15 protein-coding genes and 1 pseudogene are annotated in these 17,049 nt (G+C 70.2%); all 16 read left to right on the top strand.

Annotated features, from left to right (window positions below; translation table 11 throughout):
• The first annotated feature begins 43 nt into the window (after nt 1–43).
• The gene (mqnC, locus tag ACLQ3B_RS08620) at nt 44–1,234 is read left to right on the top strand and encodes a cyclic dehypoxanthinyl futalosine synthase (protein ID WP_425778953.1); all 1,191 of its coding nucleotides are present in this window, start codon (nt 44–46) and stop codon (nt 1,232–1,234) included.
• A gap of 378 nt (nt 1,235–1,612) precedes the next feature.
• A pseudogene (locus tag ACLQ3B_RS08615) lies at nt 1,613–2,698 on the top strand (cell wall anchor protein); the annotation flags it as partial.
• Nucleotides 2,699–3,418: 720 nt separating this feature from the next.
• Entirely contained in the window at nt 3,419–4,129 is a 711-nt protein-coding gene (locus ACLQ3B_RS08610) for a demethylmenaquinone methyltransferase (protein WP_425778951.1), read from the top strand.
• A gap of 87 nt (nt 4,130–4,216) precedes the next feature.
• Nucleotides 4,217–4,441 carry a hypothetical protein gene (locus tag ACLQ3B_RS08605; protein WP_124821347.1) on the top strand — a complete coding sequence of 75 codons (225 nt, stop codon included), beginning with the start codon at nt 4,217–4,219 and terminating at the stop codon, nt 4,439–4,441.
• A gap of 139 nt (nt 4,442–4,580) precedes the next feature.
• Nucleotides 4,581–5,858: a geranylgeranyl reductase family protein gene (locus ACLQ3B_RS08600; RefSeq protein WP_425778949.1), complete on the top strand. Its 1,278-nt coding sequence runs from the start codon at nt 4,581–4,583 to the stop codon at nt 5,856–5,858.
• A gap of 135 nt (nt 5,859–5,993) precedes the next feature.
• Entirely contained in the window at nt 5,994–6,359 is a 366-nt protein-coding gene (locus ACLQ3B_RS08595) for an NADH-quinone oxidoreductase subunit A (protein WP_007454588.1), read from the top strand.
• Nucleotides 6,360–6,373: 14 nt separating this feature from the next.
• Complete coding sequence (locus ACLQ3B_RS08590) at nt 6,374–7,051, top strand: NuoB/complex I 20 kDa subunit family protein (protein WP_030486262.1); 678 nt, start codon at nt 6,374–6,376, stop codon at nt 7,049–7,051.
• Nucleotides 7,048–7,785: an NADH-quinone oxidoreductase subunit C gene (locus tag ACLQ3B_RS08585; RefSeq protein ID WP_425778947.1), complete on the top strand. Its 738-nt coding sequence runs from the start codon at nt 7,048–7,050 to the stop codon at nt 7,783–7,785. Before ACLQ3B_RS08590 ends, ACLQ3B_RS08585 begins: the two co-directional genes overlap by 4 nt.
• Nucleotides 7,782–9,110, top strand: coding sequence for an NADH-quinone oxidoreductase subunit D (locus tag ACLQ3B_RS08580; protein WP_425778945.1), 1,329 nt, complete (start codon nt 7,782–7,784; stop codon nt 9,108–9,110). The genes ACLQ3B_RS08585 and ACLQ3B_RS08580 overlap by 4 nt, the downstream gene beginning before the upstream one ends.
• Complete coding sequence (nuoE, locus tag ACLQ3B_RS08575; RefSeq protein WP_425778943.1) at nt 9,107–10,108, top strand: NADH-quinone oxidoreductase subunit NuoE; 1,002 nt, start codon at nt 9,107–9,109, stop codon at nt 10,106–10,108. Before ACLQ3B_RS08580 ends, nuoE begins: the two co-directional genes overlap by 4 nt.
• On the top strand, nt 10,105–11,421 hold the full coding sequence (gene nuoF / locus ACLQ3B_RS08570; RefSeq protein WP_425778941.1) for an NADH-quinone oxidoreductase subunit NuoF: 1,317 nt from the start codon (nt 10,105–10,107) through the stop codon (nt 11,419–11,421). The genes nuoE and nuoF overlap by 4 nt, the downstream gene beginning before the upstream one ends.
• Complete coding sequence (locus ACLQ3B_RS08565; RefSeq protein WP_425778939.1) at nt 11,421–13,928, top strand: NADH-quinone oxidoreductase subunit G; 2,508 nt, start codon at nt 11,421–11,423, stop codon at nt 13,926–13,928. The genes nuoF and ACLQ3B_RS08565 overlap by 1 nt, the downstream gene beginning before the upstream one ends.
• Nucleotides 13,925–15,277: an NADH-quinone oxidoreductase subunit NuoH gene (gene nuoH / locus ACLQ3B_RS08560; protein ID WP_425778938.1), complete on the top strand. Its 1,353-nt coding sequence runs from the start codon at nt 13,925–13,927 to the stop codon at nt 15,275–15,277. Before ACLQ3B_RS08565 ends, nuoH begins: the two co-directional genes overlap by 4 nt.
• A gap of 1 nt (nt 15,278) precedes the next feature.
• Nucleotides 15,279–15,920, top strand: a complete 642-nt coding sequence (gene nuoI / locus ACLQ3B_RS08555; RefSeq protein ID WP_425778936.1) for an NADH-quinone oxidoreductase subunit NuoI — start codon at nt 15,279–15,281, stop codon at nt 15,918–15,920.
• Entirely contained in the window at nt 15,917–16,687 is a 771-nt protein-coding gene (locus tag ACLQ3B_RS08550; RefSeq protein WP_124821337.1) for an NADH-quinone oxidoreductase subunit J, read from the top strand. Before nuoI ends, ACLQ3B_RS08550 begins: the two co-directional genes overlap by 4 nt.
• A gap of 57 nt (nt 16,688–16,744) precedes the next feature.
• Nucleotides 16,745–17,044, top strand: a complete 300-nt coding sequence (gene nuoK, locus ACLQ3B_RS08545) for an NADH-quinone oxidoreductase subunit NuoK (protein ID WP_030486270.1) — start codon at nt 16,745–16,747, stop codon at nt 17,042–17,044.
• The last annotated feature ends 5 nt before the right edge of the window (nt 17,045–17,049 follow it).

Raw genomic sequence — 17,049 nt, 5'->3', positions numbered from 1 at the left:
GGGTCCGGCGGCCGAGTCGGGTGGGCCGACGTAGGCTCGGGGGGTGACGGTGAGCCGGGAGATCGACGACATCCTGCAGCGCGGCGCGGACGGCGGGCGGATCACGCCCGAGGAGGCGCTGCTGCTCTACACCGAGGCGCCCTTCCACGCGTTGGGCGAGGCGGCGGACGCGGTGCGTCGGCGGCGCTACCCGGACAACGTCGTCACGTACCTGATCGATCGCAACATCAACTACACGAACGTCTGCGTGACGGCGTGCAAGTTCTGCGCGTTCTACCGGGCCCCCAAGCACAAGGAAGGGTGGACCCACCCGACCGAGGAGATCCTGCGCCGGTGCGGCGAGGCGGTCGAGCTGGGCGCCACCCAGGTGATGCTCCAGGGCGGGCACCACCCGGACTACGGCGTGGAGTACTACGAGGAGCTGTTCTCCTCGGTCAAGCAGGCGTACCCACAGCTGGTCATCCACTCGATCGGCCCCAGCGAGATCCTGCACATGGCCAAGGTCTCCGGGGTGAGCCTGGACGAGGCCATCGCCCGGATCAAGACCGCCGGCCTGGACTCGATCGCCGGCGCCGGCGCGGAGATGCTTCCCGAGCGGCCCCGTAAGGCCATCGCGCCCCTCAAGGAGTCGGGCGAGCGGTGGCTGGAGGTCATGGAGTTGGCCCACCGGCAGGGCGTCGAGTCGACCGCCACCATGATGATGGGCACCGGCGAGACGCACGCCGAGCGGATCGAGCACCTGCGCATGATCCGGGACGTGCAGGACCGCACCCGCGGTTTCCGGTCGTTCATCCCGTGGACGTACCAGCCGGAGAACAACCACCTCAAGGGCCGCACCCAGGCGACCACCTTGGAATACCTGCGGCTCGTCGCGGTGGCCCGGCTCTTCTTCGAAACCGTGCCGCACCTGCAGGCGTCCTGGCTGACCACCGGAAAGGACGTCGGGCAGCTCGCGCTGCACATGGGCGTGGACGACCTCGGCTCGATCATGCTGGAGGAGAACGTCATCTCCTCCGCCGGTGCGCGGCACCGCTCCAACCTGCACGAGCTGATCGGCATGATCCGCTCGGCGGACCGGATCCCCGCCCAGCGCGACACCCTCTACAACCGGCTCGCCGTGCACCACACGCCGGCCGACGACCCGACCGACGACCGGGTGGTCTCGCACTTCTCCTCGATCGCGCTGCCCGGTGGCGGCGCGGGCCGATCCCTGCCCCTGGTCGACGTCAGCTGACGGTCGAGGCCCGGCCGTTCGGCTGATCGACGCTCATGCTCCCGCCGGATCACCCCCCGGCGGTACGGGTGGTCCCCGCCGCCGCAGCGTCAGGCTGTCCGGTGCGGGGCTGGTGGAGATGATCGTCGGCGGCTAGCGTCCCGGCTCATATCCGTCACCGTCGCCAGACGGGGCAGTCCTCCATCGGCCCGCTGCGGGTCGTTCATATAACGCACGGCAGTACGGGCGGGATGGGTGACCATCCCGCCCGTACTGTCTGCCCAGCTGGAGCCGGACGGCTGAAAACGGGTCCGCCTGCTGGCGTGGAAGATCGGCCTCCGATAGCGTCCGCTCGTTCCGCAACCATTCTTCTCTTTCTTCCCTACCCCCGGGGGACTGATGACAGCGTTCCACCGCTCGACGCTGGTGCGCGCCAGTGTCGTGGCGCTGCTCGCGGCCGGCGGCATCGCCGCCGTGGCCGCCCCAGTGCTGGCGGCCGAGCAGGCCGATCTGGCCCTGGTGCCGCTCAGCTACAACCTGGCCAAGGGTGTCACGGAGGCCAAGAGCAAGCCGTTCAAGTTCACGGTCGACAACACCCGGAGCGAGGAAGACGCCAAGGGCGTCAGTTACACAGTGGACACCAGCAGGCTGAAGACGAGCAAGGTCCGGGTCGTGGTGCCCGACGGCTGCCGGGTGAACGGCGAGAAGTTCACCTGCCGCCTCGGCGACCTGGCCGCCGGCACCAGCGAGGACTTCGGCATCCCGGTCTTCTCCACAGGTGGTAAGGGCGACGCCGGCACGCTTGTGGTCACCATCCGCTCCGCCACCGAGGACCCCAACAAGGAAGACAACAAGGTCGAGCACGACATCACCGTCACCGAGCCCGGGTACGACCTGACCAGCTGGGTGCAGGACGTCAACGCGAACGTCGTGGTGAACGGCGTCAACGGCGACGACCCCGACCTCCGGCCGGTGCGGCCGGGCGAGACGGTGCCTGTCGACTGGGCGGTCTACAACGACGGCAGCCGTAAGGCCACCGGCCTCGCCTACGTGCTCACCCTCCCGGCGGGCGTCACCTTCGACACCCTGCCGGACACGTGCACCGAGCAGTCCTTCGGCGTCGCTCAGGCGCTCTGTCAGGACGACGGCGCGGTGATCCGGCCCGGCGACTACTACACGGCGGACATCAAGGTGACCGTCGGCAAGGACGTCACCGAGCCGGTGCTGCGGGTGGGCGAGCTGGTGGCGCACGGCCTGGACGCGGCAGCCGGCACGCCCGAGGAGCAGCCGAAGCGGGCCAACACCGCTCAGCGCAAGGCCTTCACCGAGGTCGACGAGGGCGACAATCAGGCGGTCTTCGACGTCTTCGTCGACCAGGCCGTGGAACCGACGCCGACCCCGACGGTCACTCCGACCGAGTCGCCGACTCCGACTCCGACGGTCACTCCGACCGAGTCGCCGACCCCGACGCCGACGGTCACTCCGACGGAGACGCCGACCCCGACGCCGACGGTCACTCCGACGGAGACGCCGACCCCGACGCCGACGGTCACCCCGACCGAGACGCCGACGCCGACCGGGTCGCCGACGCCGACGCCGACGGTCACCCCGACCGGGTCGCCGACGCCGACGCCGACAGCCACCCCGACGCCGACGGCCACCCCAACGGAGACGCCGACCGCTACGGCTACCCCGACCGCGACGGCCAACCCGACCGAGACCCCGACCGCGACGGCTACTCCGACGCCGATCCCGAGCGGTACGACGACGCCGGGCACGACCGTCTCGCCGGGTGCCGGTGGCGGCTCCGACGGTGGCGGCTCGGGCGGTGGCGGCCTGCCGGTGACCGGTGTGCAGGTCGGTCTGATCGGCGGAATCGGTGTGATCATCCTGCTCGTGGGCGGAGCGCTGCTGGTGCTCAGCCGCCGTCGCAAGGTGGTCCTGGTCTCGCCGGCCGACGAGAAGTCGACCGACTGACGCCGGTGCCCTGACCAGCGGCGCGCGGAAGAGGCGCGACCGTCACGGGTGCGAGAGCGACACGTGTCCTGACGAGGCGTCATGGACGCGGGCACGACGCGAGGGCGGGGTGGGCGACCACCCCGCCCTTTCGCGTACCCGGGGGCGTGCCGCCCAGCCGACGAGCGTCGCGGGGCGTGCCGCCCACCCAGCGAGCGTCGGTTGGCGGGCGGCTGGCAGAGTGGAGGGGTGAGCCGTTCCCCGCAGGGCCAGCGCGCCAGTCTGGACAAGCAGCCGCACGAGGTCGCCGCGATGTTCGACGGCGTGGCAGAGCGTTACGACCTGACCAACACGGTCATCTCGATGGGTCAGGACCGCTCCTGGCGCCGGGCCACCCGGGCGGCGCTCGGGCTGCGGCCGGGCGAGCGGGTGCTGGACGTGGGCGCGGGCACCGGTGTCTCGACGCGCGAGCTGGCCCAGTCCGGGGCGTACGCGGTCGGGGTCGACCTGTCGCTGGGGATGCTGCACACCGGCAAGCGGGCCCGGCCCGAGGTGCCGCTGTTGGCCGGAGACGCGCTGCGGCTGCCGTTCGCCGACGCCAGCTTCGACGCGGTGACCATCTCCTTTGCGCTGCGCAACGTCAACGACACCGACGCGGCGTTGCGTGAGCTGGCCCGGGTGACCCGGCCGGGTGGCCGGCTGGTGGTCTGCGAGTTCAGCACCCCGGTCAACCCGGTCTTCCGGACGGTCTACCTGTCGTATCTGATGCGGTCGCTGCCGGTGGTGGCCCGCACGGTGTCGAGCAACCCCGAGGCGTACGTCTATCTCGCCGAGTCGGTCCGGGCCTGGCCGGCGCAGTCGGCGCTGGCCGGGCGGGTGGCCGCGGCCGGGTGGGGACGTGTGGCGTGGCGCAACCTGACCGGTGGCGTGGTGGCGCTGCACCGGGGGATCCGCGAGTAGCGGACGGACCGCCCCAACCGGCACGGACATTATTCAGGTTCCGGCAATGTCGGTCTTTAGTCCACTTTGCCCCGTACGCTCGATCGCATGACCGGAGCAGACCCGGCGGACCCGGTGGCCGCCACCGATGACGACGCGGCCGAACTCATCGCCCAGTTGCGCCAGTTGGCCGGGGCCGACCCGGTCGAGGTCCGGCAGGTGGTCGCCGAGGTGTTGGCAGCACTGGACCGGGCGGCGGGTGGGGCGCTCCGCGAGCATCTGCCGGAGACGATCCGGGTCGACGCGGGCCTGGACGCCTCCAGCCCGGCCTGACACCCGACCGGTGTGGACGGTCGTCGGCTGTCACATCGGCGAGTTAGGTACCCCTGATCCTGCGCTGGTATGACGCCGGTCATACACTCGTCCCGTCTGGCTTGTGAAGCATTTCACGAGCGTGCGGGAGGAGGCGCGAATGACCGCGGTGGAACACGACGCCGACGTCATTGTCGTGGGCGCCGGTCCCGGTGGATCAGCGACTGCGTACCACCTGGCCCGGCACGGCGTACGGGTGCTGTTGTTGGAGAAGACCGAGTTCCCCCGGGAAAAGGTCTGCGGCGACGGGTTGACCCCGCGCGCGGTGCGCCAGCTCATCCGGATGGGTGTGGACACTTCGCCCGAGGCGGGCTGGCTGCACAACCGCGGCCTGCGGGTCATCGGCGGCGGGGTGCGCCTCGAACTGGACTGGCCCGAGCTGGCCAGCTTCCCCAACTACGGTCTGGTGCGCACGCGTCTGGACTTCGACGACCTGCTCGCCCAACGGGCGGTGGCCGCCGGCGCGAAGCTGCGGACCAGCGTCAACGTGCTGGGCCCGGTCCTCGACGGCGACGGCCGCGTGGCAGGTGTCGAGGCGGAGGTCGGGCCGGGCAAGGAGCCCACCACCTTCCACGCCCCGCTTGTCGTCGCGGCGGACGGCGTCTCCGGCCGGTTCCCGCTCGCGCTCGGGCTGGCCAAGCGGGAGGACCGGCCGATCGGCGTTGCCGTCCGCCGCTACTACCGCTCGCCGGCCAAGGCCGACGACAACTACCTGGAGTCCTGGCTGGAGTTGCGCAGCAAGGACAGCGGCGACAACCTGCTGCCCGGCTACGGCTGGATCTTCGGCCTCGGTGACGGCCGGGTCAACGTCGGCCTCGGCGTGCTCAACTCGTCCTCGGCGTTCGGCAAGACCAACTACCGCCGGCTGCTCACCGACTGGCTCGCCAACACCCCGGAAGACTGGGGGATGACCGACGAGACCAACGCCGACGGCCCGATCCTCGGCGCCGCGCTGCCGATGGGCTTCAACCGGGTGCCCCACTACACGCGGGGCGTGCTGCTGGTCGGCGACTCGGGCGGCATGGTCAACCCGTTCAACGGTGAGGGCATCGCGTACGCGATGGAGTCCGGCGAACTGGCCGCGGAGGCCATGGTCCAGGCCCTCGCCCGGCCGGCCGGCCCGGAACGCGAGCGCGCGCTGATGGCGTACCCGAACGAGCTGAAGGCCCGGCTCGGCGGCTACTACCGGTTGGGCGGCATCTTCGTGAAACTGATCGGCCGCCCCGAGATCATGCGGATCGCCACCAAACACGGCATGCCGCACCCGACGCTGATGCGTTTCGTGCTCAAGCTGTTGGCCAACCTGACCGACCCGCGCGGCGGGGACGCGATGGATCGGGTCATCAACGCGATGACGAAGGCCGCGCCAGCTGTCTGAGTAGGACGGCATCGGCGCTGGTCACGGCCCCGACGCTGACAAAGATCGACCCCCGCCGACTGCCACTGCGAGGGACGTGAATAGTGTGATTTTCGTCAAGCACCGAGGGCAGGGAAGGACGAGCAGGAGAAAACGATGTCGCTCTCGCCTTACGCACCGATCATCGGGCTGTTCGCCCTCGCCGCGGCGTTCTCGCTGTTTTCCGTAGGCGCCGCCCGCTTCGCCGGTCCCCGTCGCTACAACAAGGCCAAACTCGAGGCTTACGAGTGCGGCATCGAGCCCAGCCCGCAGCCGGTCGGCGGCGGGCGGTTCCCGATCAAGTTCTACCTGACGGCGATGCTCTTCATCGTCTTCGACATCGAGATCATCTTCCTCTACCCCTGGGCGGTCTCGTTCGACGCTCTGCCGATCTTCGGCTTCGTGGAGATGGTCCTGTTCATCGTCGCGGTCTTCGTTGCGTACGCCTACGTGTGGCGGCGCGGCGGCCTGGACTGGGACTGAGGAAGGAACGTCAGATGGGCATCGAGGAGAAGCTTCCCGCCGGCGTCCTGCTCACCTCGGTGGAGAAGCTGGTCAACTGGTCTCGGAAGTCGTCCGTGTGGGGCGCGACCTTCGGCCTGGCCTGCTGCGCCATCGAGATGATGGCCGCCGGTGGTCCGCACTACGACATGGGCCGCTGGGGCATGGAGGTCTTCCGGGCGTCGCCCCGGCAGGCCGACCTGATGATCGTGGCCGGCCGGGTGAGTCAGAAGATGGCCCCGGTGCTGCGCCAGATCTACGACCAGATGGCCGAGCCGCGCTGGGTGCTCTCGATGGGCGTCTGCGCCAGCAGCGGCGGCATGTTCAACAACTACGCGATCGTGCAGGGCGTCGACCACGTGGTGCCTGTCGACATGTACCTCCCCGGCTGCCCGCCCCGGCCGGAGATGCTCATCGACGCGATCCTCAAGCTCCGCGAGAAGATCATGTATGAGCCGCTGGGCCCGAACGGTCGCAAGATGCTCGCGGCCCGCCAGGAGCGCGGCGACGTTCCGGTCGTCCCCTACGGCTCGATGCCCTCCTCGTACCGCAGCGACAAGGCCCGGCGCGCCGAGTGGACCCGGGCGGTCCGCGAGGGCCGCGAGGAGCAGCTGCGCATCGAGAACTGGATGAACGCTCAGAACCACCTCCACCCGCAGGCAGGCCCGAAATGACGTCACCCACGGACAAGCCAAACGACGGAGGCGTACCGCTGCCGGTGGTGCCGGCCGGCGCCACAAGTGGTGCTCCCGCCGAGCTCCCGCCGTCCAGCCCGGCCGGTCGCGGGATGTTCGGCAACCAGGGCACCGGCGACGTGTCCGGTTACGGCGGCCTGGTCCGCCAGCGTCAGCCCATCGAAGAGGCGTCCCGACCGTACGGGGGCTACTTCGACGAGGTCCGCGACGCGCTGGAGGAGGCGTACCCGGCCTTCGCTGACGCGATCGAGAAGGTCGTGGTCGACAGGGGTGAGCTGACCCTGCACGTACGCCCGGAGCGCATCGCCGAGGTCTGCCAGGTGATGCGGGACGACCTGGCGCTGCGCTTCGAGCTGTGCTCCTCGGTGTCCGGTGCGGACTACCTGGGCGCCGACGAACGCCGGCTGCACGTGGTCTACCTGCTCACCTCGATGACGTACCGGCGGCGGGTCCGGCTGGAGGCCGCGGTCTCCGTCGAGGCACCGAACCTGCCCAGCGTGACCGCCATCTACCCGACCGCGGACTGGCAGGAGCGGGAGGCGTACGACATGTTCGGCATCGTCTTCGACGGCCACCCCAGCCTGACCCGGATCCTGATGCCGGACGACTGGGAGGGCCACCCGCAGCGCAAGGACTACCCGCTCGGCGGCGTCCCCGTCGAGTACAAGGGCGCGGAGATCCAGCCGCCGAACGAGCGGAGGTCGTACCAGTGAGCGCTACGTCGAACTACGCCAGCGAGCGCGAGACCGACGAGGGGCGTGTCTTCACCGTCACCGGTGGAGACTGGGACACGATCGTCTCGGGTACCGACCCGATCAACGACGAGCGCATCGTGGTCAACATGGGCCCGCAGCACCCGTCCACGCACGGGGTGCTGCGGCTGATCCTGGAGCTGGAGGGCGAGACGGTCCGCGAGGCCCGCTCGGTCGTCGGCTACCTGCACACCGGCATCGAGAAGAACCTCGAATACCGCAACTGGGTCCAGGGTTCGACGTTCGTGACCCGGATGGACTACCTCGCCCCGATCTTCAACGAGACGGCGTACGCCCTCGCGGTCGAGAAGCTGCTCGGCATCACCGACGACATCACCGAGCGGGCCACCACGATCCGCGTGCTGATGATGGAGCTCAACCGGATCTCGTCGCACCTGGTCTGGCTGGCCACCACCGGCATGGAGCTGGGCGCGATCTCGATCATGTTGTACGGCTTCCGCGAGCGGGAGTACATCCTCGACATCTTCGAGACCATCACCGGTCTGCGGATGAACCACGCGTACGTGCGGCCGGGCGGTGTGGCGCAGGACGTGCCGGACGAGGCGATCGTCAAGATCCGCGAGTTCCTCAAGATGATGCCGAAGAAGCTCAAGGAGTACGAGGACCTGCTCTCCGGCCAGCCGATCTGGACCGAGCGGACGAAGGGCGTCGCGGTGCTGGACGTCACCGGCTGCGTGGCCCTCGGCATCACCGGCCCGGTGCTGCGCTCCGCCGGCCTCGCCTGGGACCTGCGCAAGACCATGCCGTACTGCGGCTACGAGACGTACGAGTTCGACGTGCCGACCCACCCCGACGGTGACGTGTGGGGCCGCTACCAGGTCCGGCTCGCCGAGATCCGGGAGTCGATGAAGCTGGTCGAGCAGGCTCTGGACCGGCTCCGCCCGGGCCCGGTGATGGTCGCCGACCGCAAGATCGCCTGGCCGGCGCAGCTGGCCATCGGCGTGGACGGCATGGGCAACTCGCTGGAGCACGTCGCGAAGATCATGGGTCAGTCGATGGAGTCGCTGATCCACCACTTCAAGCTGGTGACCGAGGGCTTCCGGGTCCCGCCCGGCCAGGTGTACGTCGCCATCGAGGCGCCCCGCGGCGAGCTGGGCGTACACGCGGTCTCCGACGGCGGCACCCGGCCCTACCGGGTGCACTACCGGGAGCCGAGCTTCGTCAACCTCCAGGCCCTCCCGGCGATGGCCGAGGGCGGTCTGATCGCCGACGTGATCGCCGGCGGCGCCTCGTTGGACCCGGTGATGGGTGGTTGTGACCGATGAGTGTTTTCACTGACGAGACCCGGGAGCGGGCGCGCGAGATCATCGCCCGTTACCCGGCGGACCGGTCCCGCTCGGCGTTGCTGCCGCTGCTGCACCTGGTGCAGGCCGAAGAGGGGTACGTCTCCCCGGCCGGGGTCGCGTTCTGCGCCGAGGTGCTGGGGCTGAACAAGGCCCAGGTCGGCGCGGTGGCCACCTTCTACACGATGTACAAGCGCAAGCCGACAGGTGACTTCCTGGTCAGCGTCTGCACCAACACGATGTGCAACGTGCTCGGTGGCCAGGAGGTCTACGACACCCTCGCCGAGCACCTGGGCGTCGGGCACGACGAGACCACCGCGGACGGCACGATCACGCTGGAGCACGCGGAGTGCCTGGCGGCGTGCGACTACGGCCCGGTGATGACAGTCAACTACGACTTCTTCGACGGCGTGGACGCCTCCACCGCGGTAGGTGTGGTCGACGAGCTGCGGGCCGGCGGCCGGCCGATGCCGACCCGGGGCGCCCGGCTCTGCACCCTCAAGGAGATGGCGGTGCAGCTCGCCGGTTTCGCCGACGAGCGTGACGGTGCGGTCGCCGACGGCGGGCCGGGCGAGCCCACCCTGCGCGGGTTGCGGCTGGCCCAGCAGCACGGCGTCTCGGTGCCGGGCTTCGACCCGAACACCCCGATCCGCAGCAAGGCCGAGGCCGACAAGGCCGCCGCCGAGGCGAAGGCGAAGGCGGAGGCCGCCAAGCCGGCGCCCGTCGAGGCCAGCGCGGCACCGGTCAAGGGTGGCGACGGGGCGTCCGCCACGGTTCCCGCGGAGACCTCGCCGCCGGCACCGCGCGACGCGCAGAAGGCGGAGTCCGCGGGCGTTGCGGCCAACACGCCCGCTGGCGACCGCAAGCCCGCCGGCGACGAGGCCGGGGCACAGGAGCGCAACCTCACCGAAGCGAAGGCTGGGACGGACGCCGACGGCGCCGGCCCGGCGGACGCGAACGAAACGGGGGCCCAGAAGTGACCACTCCCCGCCCGGAGACGCTGGCCAAGCTGACGCCGGTGCTGACCAAGCGCTGGCTGTCGCCGGACGCCTGGCAGATCGGCACGTACGAGCAGCTGGACGGCTACGCCGCGCTGCGCAAGGCGCTCAAGGCCCACCCGGACGACCTGATCCAGCTGATCAAGGACTCCGGGCTGCGGGGCCGAGGTGGCGCCGGCTTCCCCACCGGCCTCAAGTGGGGCTTCATTCCGCAGGGCGACGGTAAGCCGCACTACCTGGTGGTCAACGCCGACGAGGGCGAGCCGGGCACCTGCAAGGACCTGCCGCTGATGACCCACGACCCGCACGCGCTGGTCGAAGGCGTGATCATCGCGTCGTACGCGATCCGGGCCGCCCGCGCCTACATCTACATCCGGGGCGAGGCGGTGCACGCCGCGCGTCGGCTGCGCAACGCGGTCCAGGAGGCGTACGACAAGGGTTACCTGGGCCGGAACATCCTGCGCAGCGGCTACGACCTGGAGCTGGTGGTGCACTCCGGCGCCGGGGCGTACATCTGCGGCGAGGAGACGGCGCTGCTGGACTCGCTTGAGGGGTTCCGGGGCCAGCCCCGCCTGCGCCCGCCGTTCCCGGCCACCCACGGCCTGTACGCGAGCCCGACTGTGGTGAACAACGTCGGCACCATCGCCAGCGTGCCGCCGATCGTGCTCGGTGGGGCCGACTGGTGGAAGAGCATGGGCACCGAGAAGTCCTCCGGGCCGATGATCTACTCGCTCTCCGGCCGGGTCGCCAACCCGGGCCAGTTCGAGTGCTCGATGGGTGTCACGCTGCGCGAGCTGCTGGAGCTGGCCGGCGGGATGCAGCCCGGTCACAACCTGCGGTTCTGGACGCCGGGCGGCTCGTCCACCCCGCTGCTCGCCGCCGAGCACCTGGACGTGCCACTGGACTTCGAGGGGGTGGCGGCGGCCGGCTCGATCCTCGGCACCACGGCCACCCAGATCTTCTCCGACCAGGACTGCCCGGTCTACGCGACGTACCGGTGGCTGGAGTTCTACCACCACGAGTCGTGCGGCAAGTGCACCCCGTGCCGCGAGGGCAACTACTGGATGGTCCGGGTCTACCGGCGGATCCTCGCCGGTCAGGGCACCCACGAAGACCTGGACACCCTGCTGGACACCTGCGACAACATCCTCGGCCGCTCGTTCTGCGGTCTGGGTGACGGCGCGACCAGCTCGGTGACCTCCTCGCTGAAGTACTTCAAGCAGGACTACCTCGACTACATCGAGGGTCGGACCGCACCCAAGCTGTCGGAGAAGACCCTGGTAGGGGCGCACTGATGACCGACGTAGCCAAGCAGACCGAGACCGTCACCCTCACCATCGACGGCGTCGAGGTCACCGCCCCCAAGGGGACGCTGCTGATCCGGGTCGCCGAGCAGATGGGCACCGAGATCCCCCGGTTCTGCGACCACCCGCTGCTGGCCCCGGCCGGCGCGTGCCGGCAGTGCCTGGTCGAGGTGGAGGGGCAGCGCAAGCCGGTGGCCTCCTGCACCCAGACCGTCGCCGACGGCATGGTCGTGCGTACCCAGATCACCTCCCCGGTGGCCAAGAAGGCGCAGGAGGGGGTGATGGAGCTGCTGCTGCTCAACCACCCACTGGACTGCCCGATGTGTGACAAGGGCGGCGAGTGCCCGCTCCAGAACCAGGCGATGTCCACCGGCCGCACCGACTCGCGCTTCCACGAGCACAAGCGGGAGTACGAGAAGCCGATGGCGATCAGCAGCCAGGTGCTGCTGGACCGCGAGCGGTGCGTGCTCTGCCAGCGGTGCACCCGGTTCTCCGATGAGATCGCCGGCGACAAGTTCATCGACCTGATGGGCCGGTCGTCCGCCGAGGAGATCAACATCTACCGGGACGACGCGTACGGCGAAGAGGGCGACGCCGGGGACGTCCCGTTCAACTCCTACTTCTCCGGCAACACCGTCCAGATCTGCCCGGTGGGCGCGCTGACCGGCGCCCAGTACCGCTTCCGCGCCCGCCCGTTCGACCTGGTCTCCAGCCCGAGCGTCTGCGAGCACTGCTCGGCCGGCTGTGGGCAGCGCACCGACTGGCGGCGCGGCAAGGTGCTGCGCCGGCTGGCCGGCGACGAGCCGGCGGTGAACGAGGAGTGGAACTGCGACAAGGGTCGGTGGGGCTTCCAGTACACCCGGGCCGCCGACCGGCTGACCACTCCGCTGGTCCGCGACGAGCACACCGGTGAGCTGCGCGAGGCGTCCTGGAGTGAGGCGCTCACCGTCGCCGCCGAGGGGCTGCACACGGCTCGGGAGAGCGGGCAGGGCACCGCGGTGCTCACCGGTGGTCGGCTGACCGTCGAGGACGCGTACGCGTACGCCAAGTTCGCCCGGGTCGCGTTGAACACCAACGACATCGACTTCCGGGCCCGGCCGGTCTCCCGCGAGGAGGCCGACTTCCTGGCCAGCTCGGTCGCCGGGGTCACCGACGTCACCTACACCGACGTGGAGAACGCGCCGGCGGTGGTGCTGGTCGGCCTGGAGCCGGAGGAGGAGTGCCCGATCCTCTTCCTGCGGCTGCGCAAGGCGTACCTGAAGAAGACCCTGACGGTGTACGCGCTGGCGCCCTTCGCCACCCGCGGCCTGGAGAAGCTCGGTGCGAAGCTGGCCCGGGTGGTGCCGGGCGAGGAGGCCAGCGTGCTCGCCGAGCACGCCACGGTCAGCGAGGCGCTGGGCGCACCGGGAGCGATCCTGATCGTCGGTGAGCGGTTGGCCAGCGTGCCGGGCGGGCTCTCCGCCGCGGCCGACGTGGCCCGGCGTACCGGCGCGAAGCTGGCCTGGGTGCCGCGGCGCGCGGGTGACCGCGGCGCGGTCGACGCGGGCTGCCTGCCCAACCTGCTCCCCGGTGGACGCCTCGTCACCGAGCCGGCCGCCCGGGCCGAGCTGGGTGAGGCGTGGGACATCCCGGCCGGGGTGATCCCGAGCCAGGCCGGCCGGGACACCGACGGCATCCTGACCGCGGCCGCCAACGGGCAGCTCGGCGCGCTTGTCGTCGGCGGTGTCGACCCGGCCGACCTGGCCGACCCGCGACTGGCCGAGTCCGCTCTGGACGCGGTGCCGTTCCTGGTCAGCCTCGAACTGCGCGCCAGCGCGGTGACCCGGCGGGCGAACGTGGTGCTCCCGGTCGCCCCGGTGGCCGAGAAGGCCGGCAGCTTCCTGGACTGGGAGGGCCGGCTGCGCCCGTTCGAGGCGGTGCTGAACACCGCGGCGATGACCGACGGCCGGGTGCTCGACGCGCTGGCCGCGCTGCTGGACGTGCGCCTCGGCACGGCCGACGTGCTGAGCGTGCGGCGCGAGTTGGCCACGCTGCCGGCGACGCGGATGTCTCGGCCGACCACGCCGTCGGTCGCGCCGGGCCGGGTGCCGCAGCCCAACGCCGGGGAGGCCGTGCTGGCCACCTGGCACCAGCTGGTGGACCTCGGCACCCTGACCGAGGGCGACGAGAACCTCGCCGGGACCGCCCGTCCGCCGGTGGTCCGGCTGGGCAAGGGCACCGCCGAGGCGCTCGGTGTGGTCGACGGTGACGCGGTCACGGTCGGCACCGACCGGGGGGCGCTGACCCTGCCGGCGGAACTCACCGAGATGCCGGACGGCGTGGTCTGGCTGCCGACCAACTCACCCGGCTCGACCGTGCGGCGCAGCCTCGGGGCGACGTCCGGCGCGGTCGTCCGGATCTCCGTCCCCGCACCGAGCGCGGCCATCCCGGCCGGGCGCGTGGCGGCCGACGAGACCGGTCTCCCGGGTCCGCTCCTCAACTCCGGGGGTAACCAGTGAGTCCGATCTACCTGGCCCAGGATCCGACGCTTGCCGACTTCGGCCGGGATCCGTGGTGGCTGGTCCTCGGCAAGATTGTCTTCGCGTTCGCCTTCGGTCTGCTGGCCACCCTGCTCGGTGTCTGGTTCGAGCGGCGCGTGGTCGGCTACATGCAGGTGCGGCCCGGCCCCAACCAGGTCGGCCCGTTCGGCCTGCTGCAGACCCTCGCCGACGGCCTGAAGATGGCCTTCAAGGAGGACATCCTGCCGAAGGCGGCCGACAAGGTCGTCTACTTCTTCGCCCCGACCATCTCGGTGATCTGCGCGGTCACCGCCCTGTCGGTGGTGCCGTTCGGCCCGATGGTGAGCATCTTCGGTCACCACACGCCGTTGCAGGTCACCGACGTGCCGGTGGCGGTGCTGCTGCTGCTCGCCTGCTCCTCGATGGGCGTCTACGGCATCGTGCTGGGTGGTTGGGCCTCCGGCTCGACGTATCCGCTGCTGGGTGGTCTCCGGTCGAGCGCCCAGATGATCTCCTACGAGGTCGCCATGGGGCTGAGCATCGTGGCGGTCTTCATGACCGCCGGCACGATGAGCACCAGCGGGATCGTCGCGAAGCAGGCGCACGGCACCGAGCTGAGCATCTTCGGCCAGACGATCCCGGCGCCGGGCTGGTACGCGATTCTGCTGCTGCCGAGCTTCGTCATCTTCTTCATCGCCACGGTGGGTGAGACCAACCGGGCGCCGTTCGACCTGCCCGAGGCCGAGTCCGAGCTGGTCGCGGGCTTCATGACCGAGTACAGCTCGTTGAAGTTCGCGCTCTTCATGCTCAGCGAGTACGTGGCGATGGTGACCATGTCCGCGGTCACCACCACGCTGTTCCTGGGCGGTTGGCGGGCACCCTGGCCGATCACCCTCTGGGAGGGCGCCAACTCCGGTTGGTGGCCGATGCTCTGGTTCTTCGGCAAGGTGATCGCGCTGGTCTTCGTCTTCGTGTGGCTGCGGGGCACGCTGCCCCGGCTGCGGTACGACCAGTTCATGCGGCTCGGCTGGAAGGTGCTGCTGCCGATCAACCTGGTCTGGATCCTGGTCCTGTCGGGCCTGCGCTCCATCGAGGACTGGGACACCCGCGGCAAGGTGATCGCCGTCGGCATTCCGGCCGGCATCCTGCTGATCGCCTCGATCTTCTGGCCCAGCCGGCGCCCGAAGCCGAAGCCGACCACGCAGGAACAGGTCGACAACCGACCGCACGGGAGCTTCCCGCTGCCACCGATGGATCTTCAGGTACCACCGAGCCCGCGTATCACGCGCGTGGTCGCCGAGCGGGAGCCGGCCAACATCGTTGCCGGCTCGGACTCCAGGGAGGTGTGACGTGGGCGCGATCACCGGAACGTTCAAGGGATTCGGTGTCACCTTCTCGCACATGTTCAGGAAGGTCGTCACGACCGACTACCCGTTCAAGCCGCCGGTGTCGGCGCCGCGCTACCACGGGCGGCACATCCTCAACCGGCACCCGGACGGCCTGGAGAAGTGCATCGGCTGCGAGCTGTGCGCCTGGGCCTGCCCGGCGGACGCGATCTACGTCGAGGGTGGCGACAACACCGACGAGGAACGCTTCTCGCCGGGTGAGCGGTACGCCAGCATCTACCAGATCAACTACGCCCGGTGCATCTTCTGCGGGCTGTGCATCGAGGCCTGCCCGACCCGGTCGCTCACCATGAGCAACGAGTACGAGCTGGCCCGGGACAACCGGCAGGACCTGATCTTCACCAAGGAGCAGCTGCTCGCGCCGTTGCTCGAGGGCATGGAGCAGCCGCCGCACCCGATGCGGCTGGGCGACAGCGAGAAGGACTACTACGTCGGCGCGCTGGACAACCCGGGCACCTCCGCCGGTGCGGAGACGTCCCCGATGGGCCCCGGCCGCTACCAGGTCGAGGAGCACCCCGGCGTGACGTTCCCGGGCGCCGAGCAGGCCGCCCAGCGCGTCGCGGCCGGCAAGGGAGAGAACGCATGACCACGTCTACGGTGCTGGCCGCGGCGGGTGGGGTGTCCGGCGGCGAGGAGGTCACCTTCTGGATCCTCGGCCCGCTCGCGCTCATCGGCGCGATCGGGATGGTGGCCGCCCGCAACGCGGTGCACTCCGCGCTCTGGCTGGTGCTCACCATGCTCTGTCTGGGCGTGTTCTACGTGCTCCAGGCCGGGCCGTTCATCGGCATGGTGCAGATCATCGTCTACACCGGCGCGATCATGATGCTCTTCCTCTTCGTGCTGATGCTCGTCGGTCGGGACTCCACCGACTCGCTGATCGAGACGTTGCGTGGTCAGCGGGTCGCCGCGATCGTGCTGGGGCTGGGCTTCGCCGGCCTGGTCGGCGGCGCGCTCTACCGGGCGTTGCAGGGGACCACAGCGGTCGGCCTGGAGCAGGCCAACGCGGAGGGCAACGTCCAAGGCATCGCCCGACTGCTCTTCACCAAGTACGTCTTCGCGTTCGAGCTGACCTCGGCGCTGCTGATCACCGCGGCGGTCGGTGCCATGGTGCTCGCGCACATCGAGCGCCGTAAGCAGGACAAGGTCGACCAGGTGTCGACGATGCGGGCGCGTTTCGCGCCGGGCAACTACCCCGGCCCCAAGCCGGGCCCCGGTGTCTTCGCGACCTCGTCCTCGGTGGCCACCCCGGCCCGACTGCCGGACGGCCGCCTCTCCGAGCGGAGTACGCCGGACATCCTGCCGGTGCGGGAGTTGACCGCGCAGGAAACCACCCTGAAGGGGACGGACCGGTGAGCGCGAGGAGTGCAGCGAAGCGGAGCCCCGCAGTCGCGAACGAAAGCGAGTCCAGCCATGACGCCTGACTACTACCTGGTGCTCGCGGCGGTGCTGTTCACCATCGGCGCTGCCGGGGTGCTCGTCCGGCGCAACGCGATCGTGCTGTTCATGTGCGTGGAGCTGATGCTCAACGCGGCCAACCTGACGCTGGTCACCTTCAGCCGGATCAACGGTGACCTCAACGGTCAGATCATGGCGTTCTTCGTGATGGTGGTGGCGGCGGCCGAGGTCGTGGTCGGGCTCGCGATCATCATGTCCATCTTCCGGACGCGACGCTCGGCGAGTGTCGACGACGCCAACCTGCTCAAGTACTAGAGGGG

The organism is Micromonospora sp. DT53 (assembly GCF_049841535.1).
In the GTDB taxonomy this organism is placed as follows: domain Bacteria; phylum Actinomycetota; class Actinomycetes; order Mycobacteriales; family Micromonosporaceae; genus Micromonospora.
Note: the sequence above shows the minus strand (reverse complement) of the source record. Positions and strands in the feature narration are given on the sequence as shown.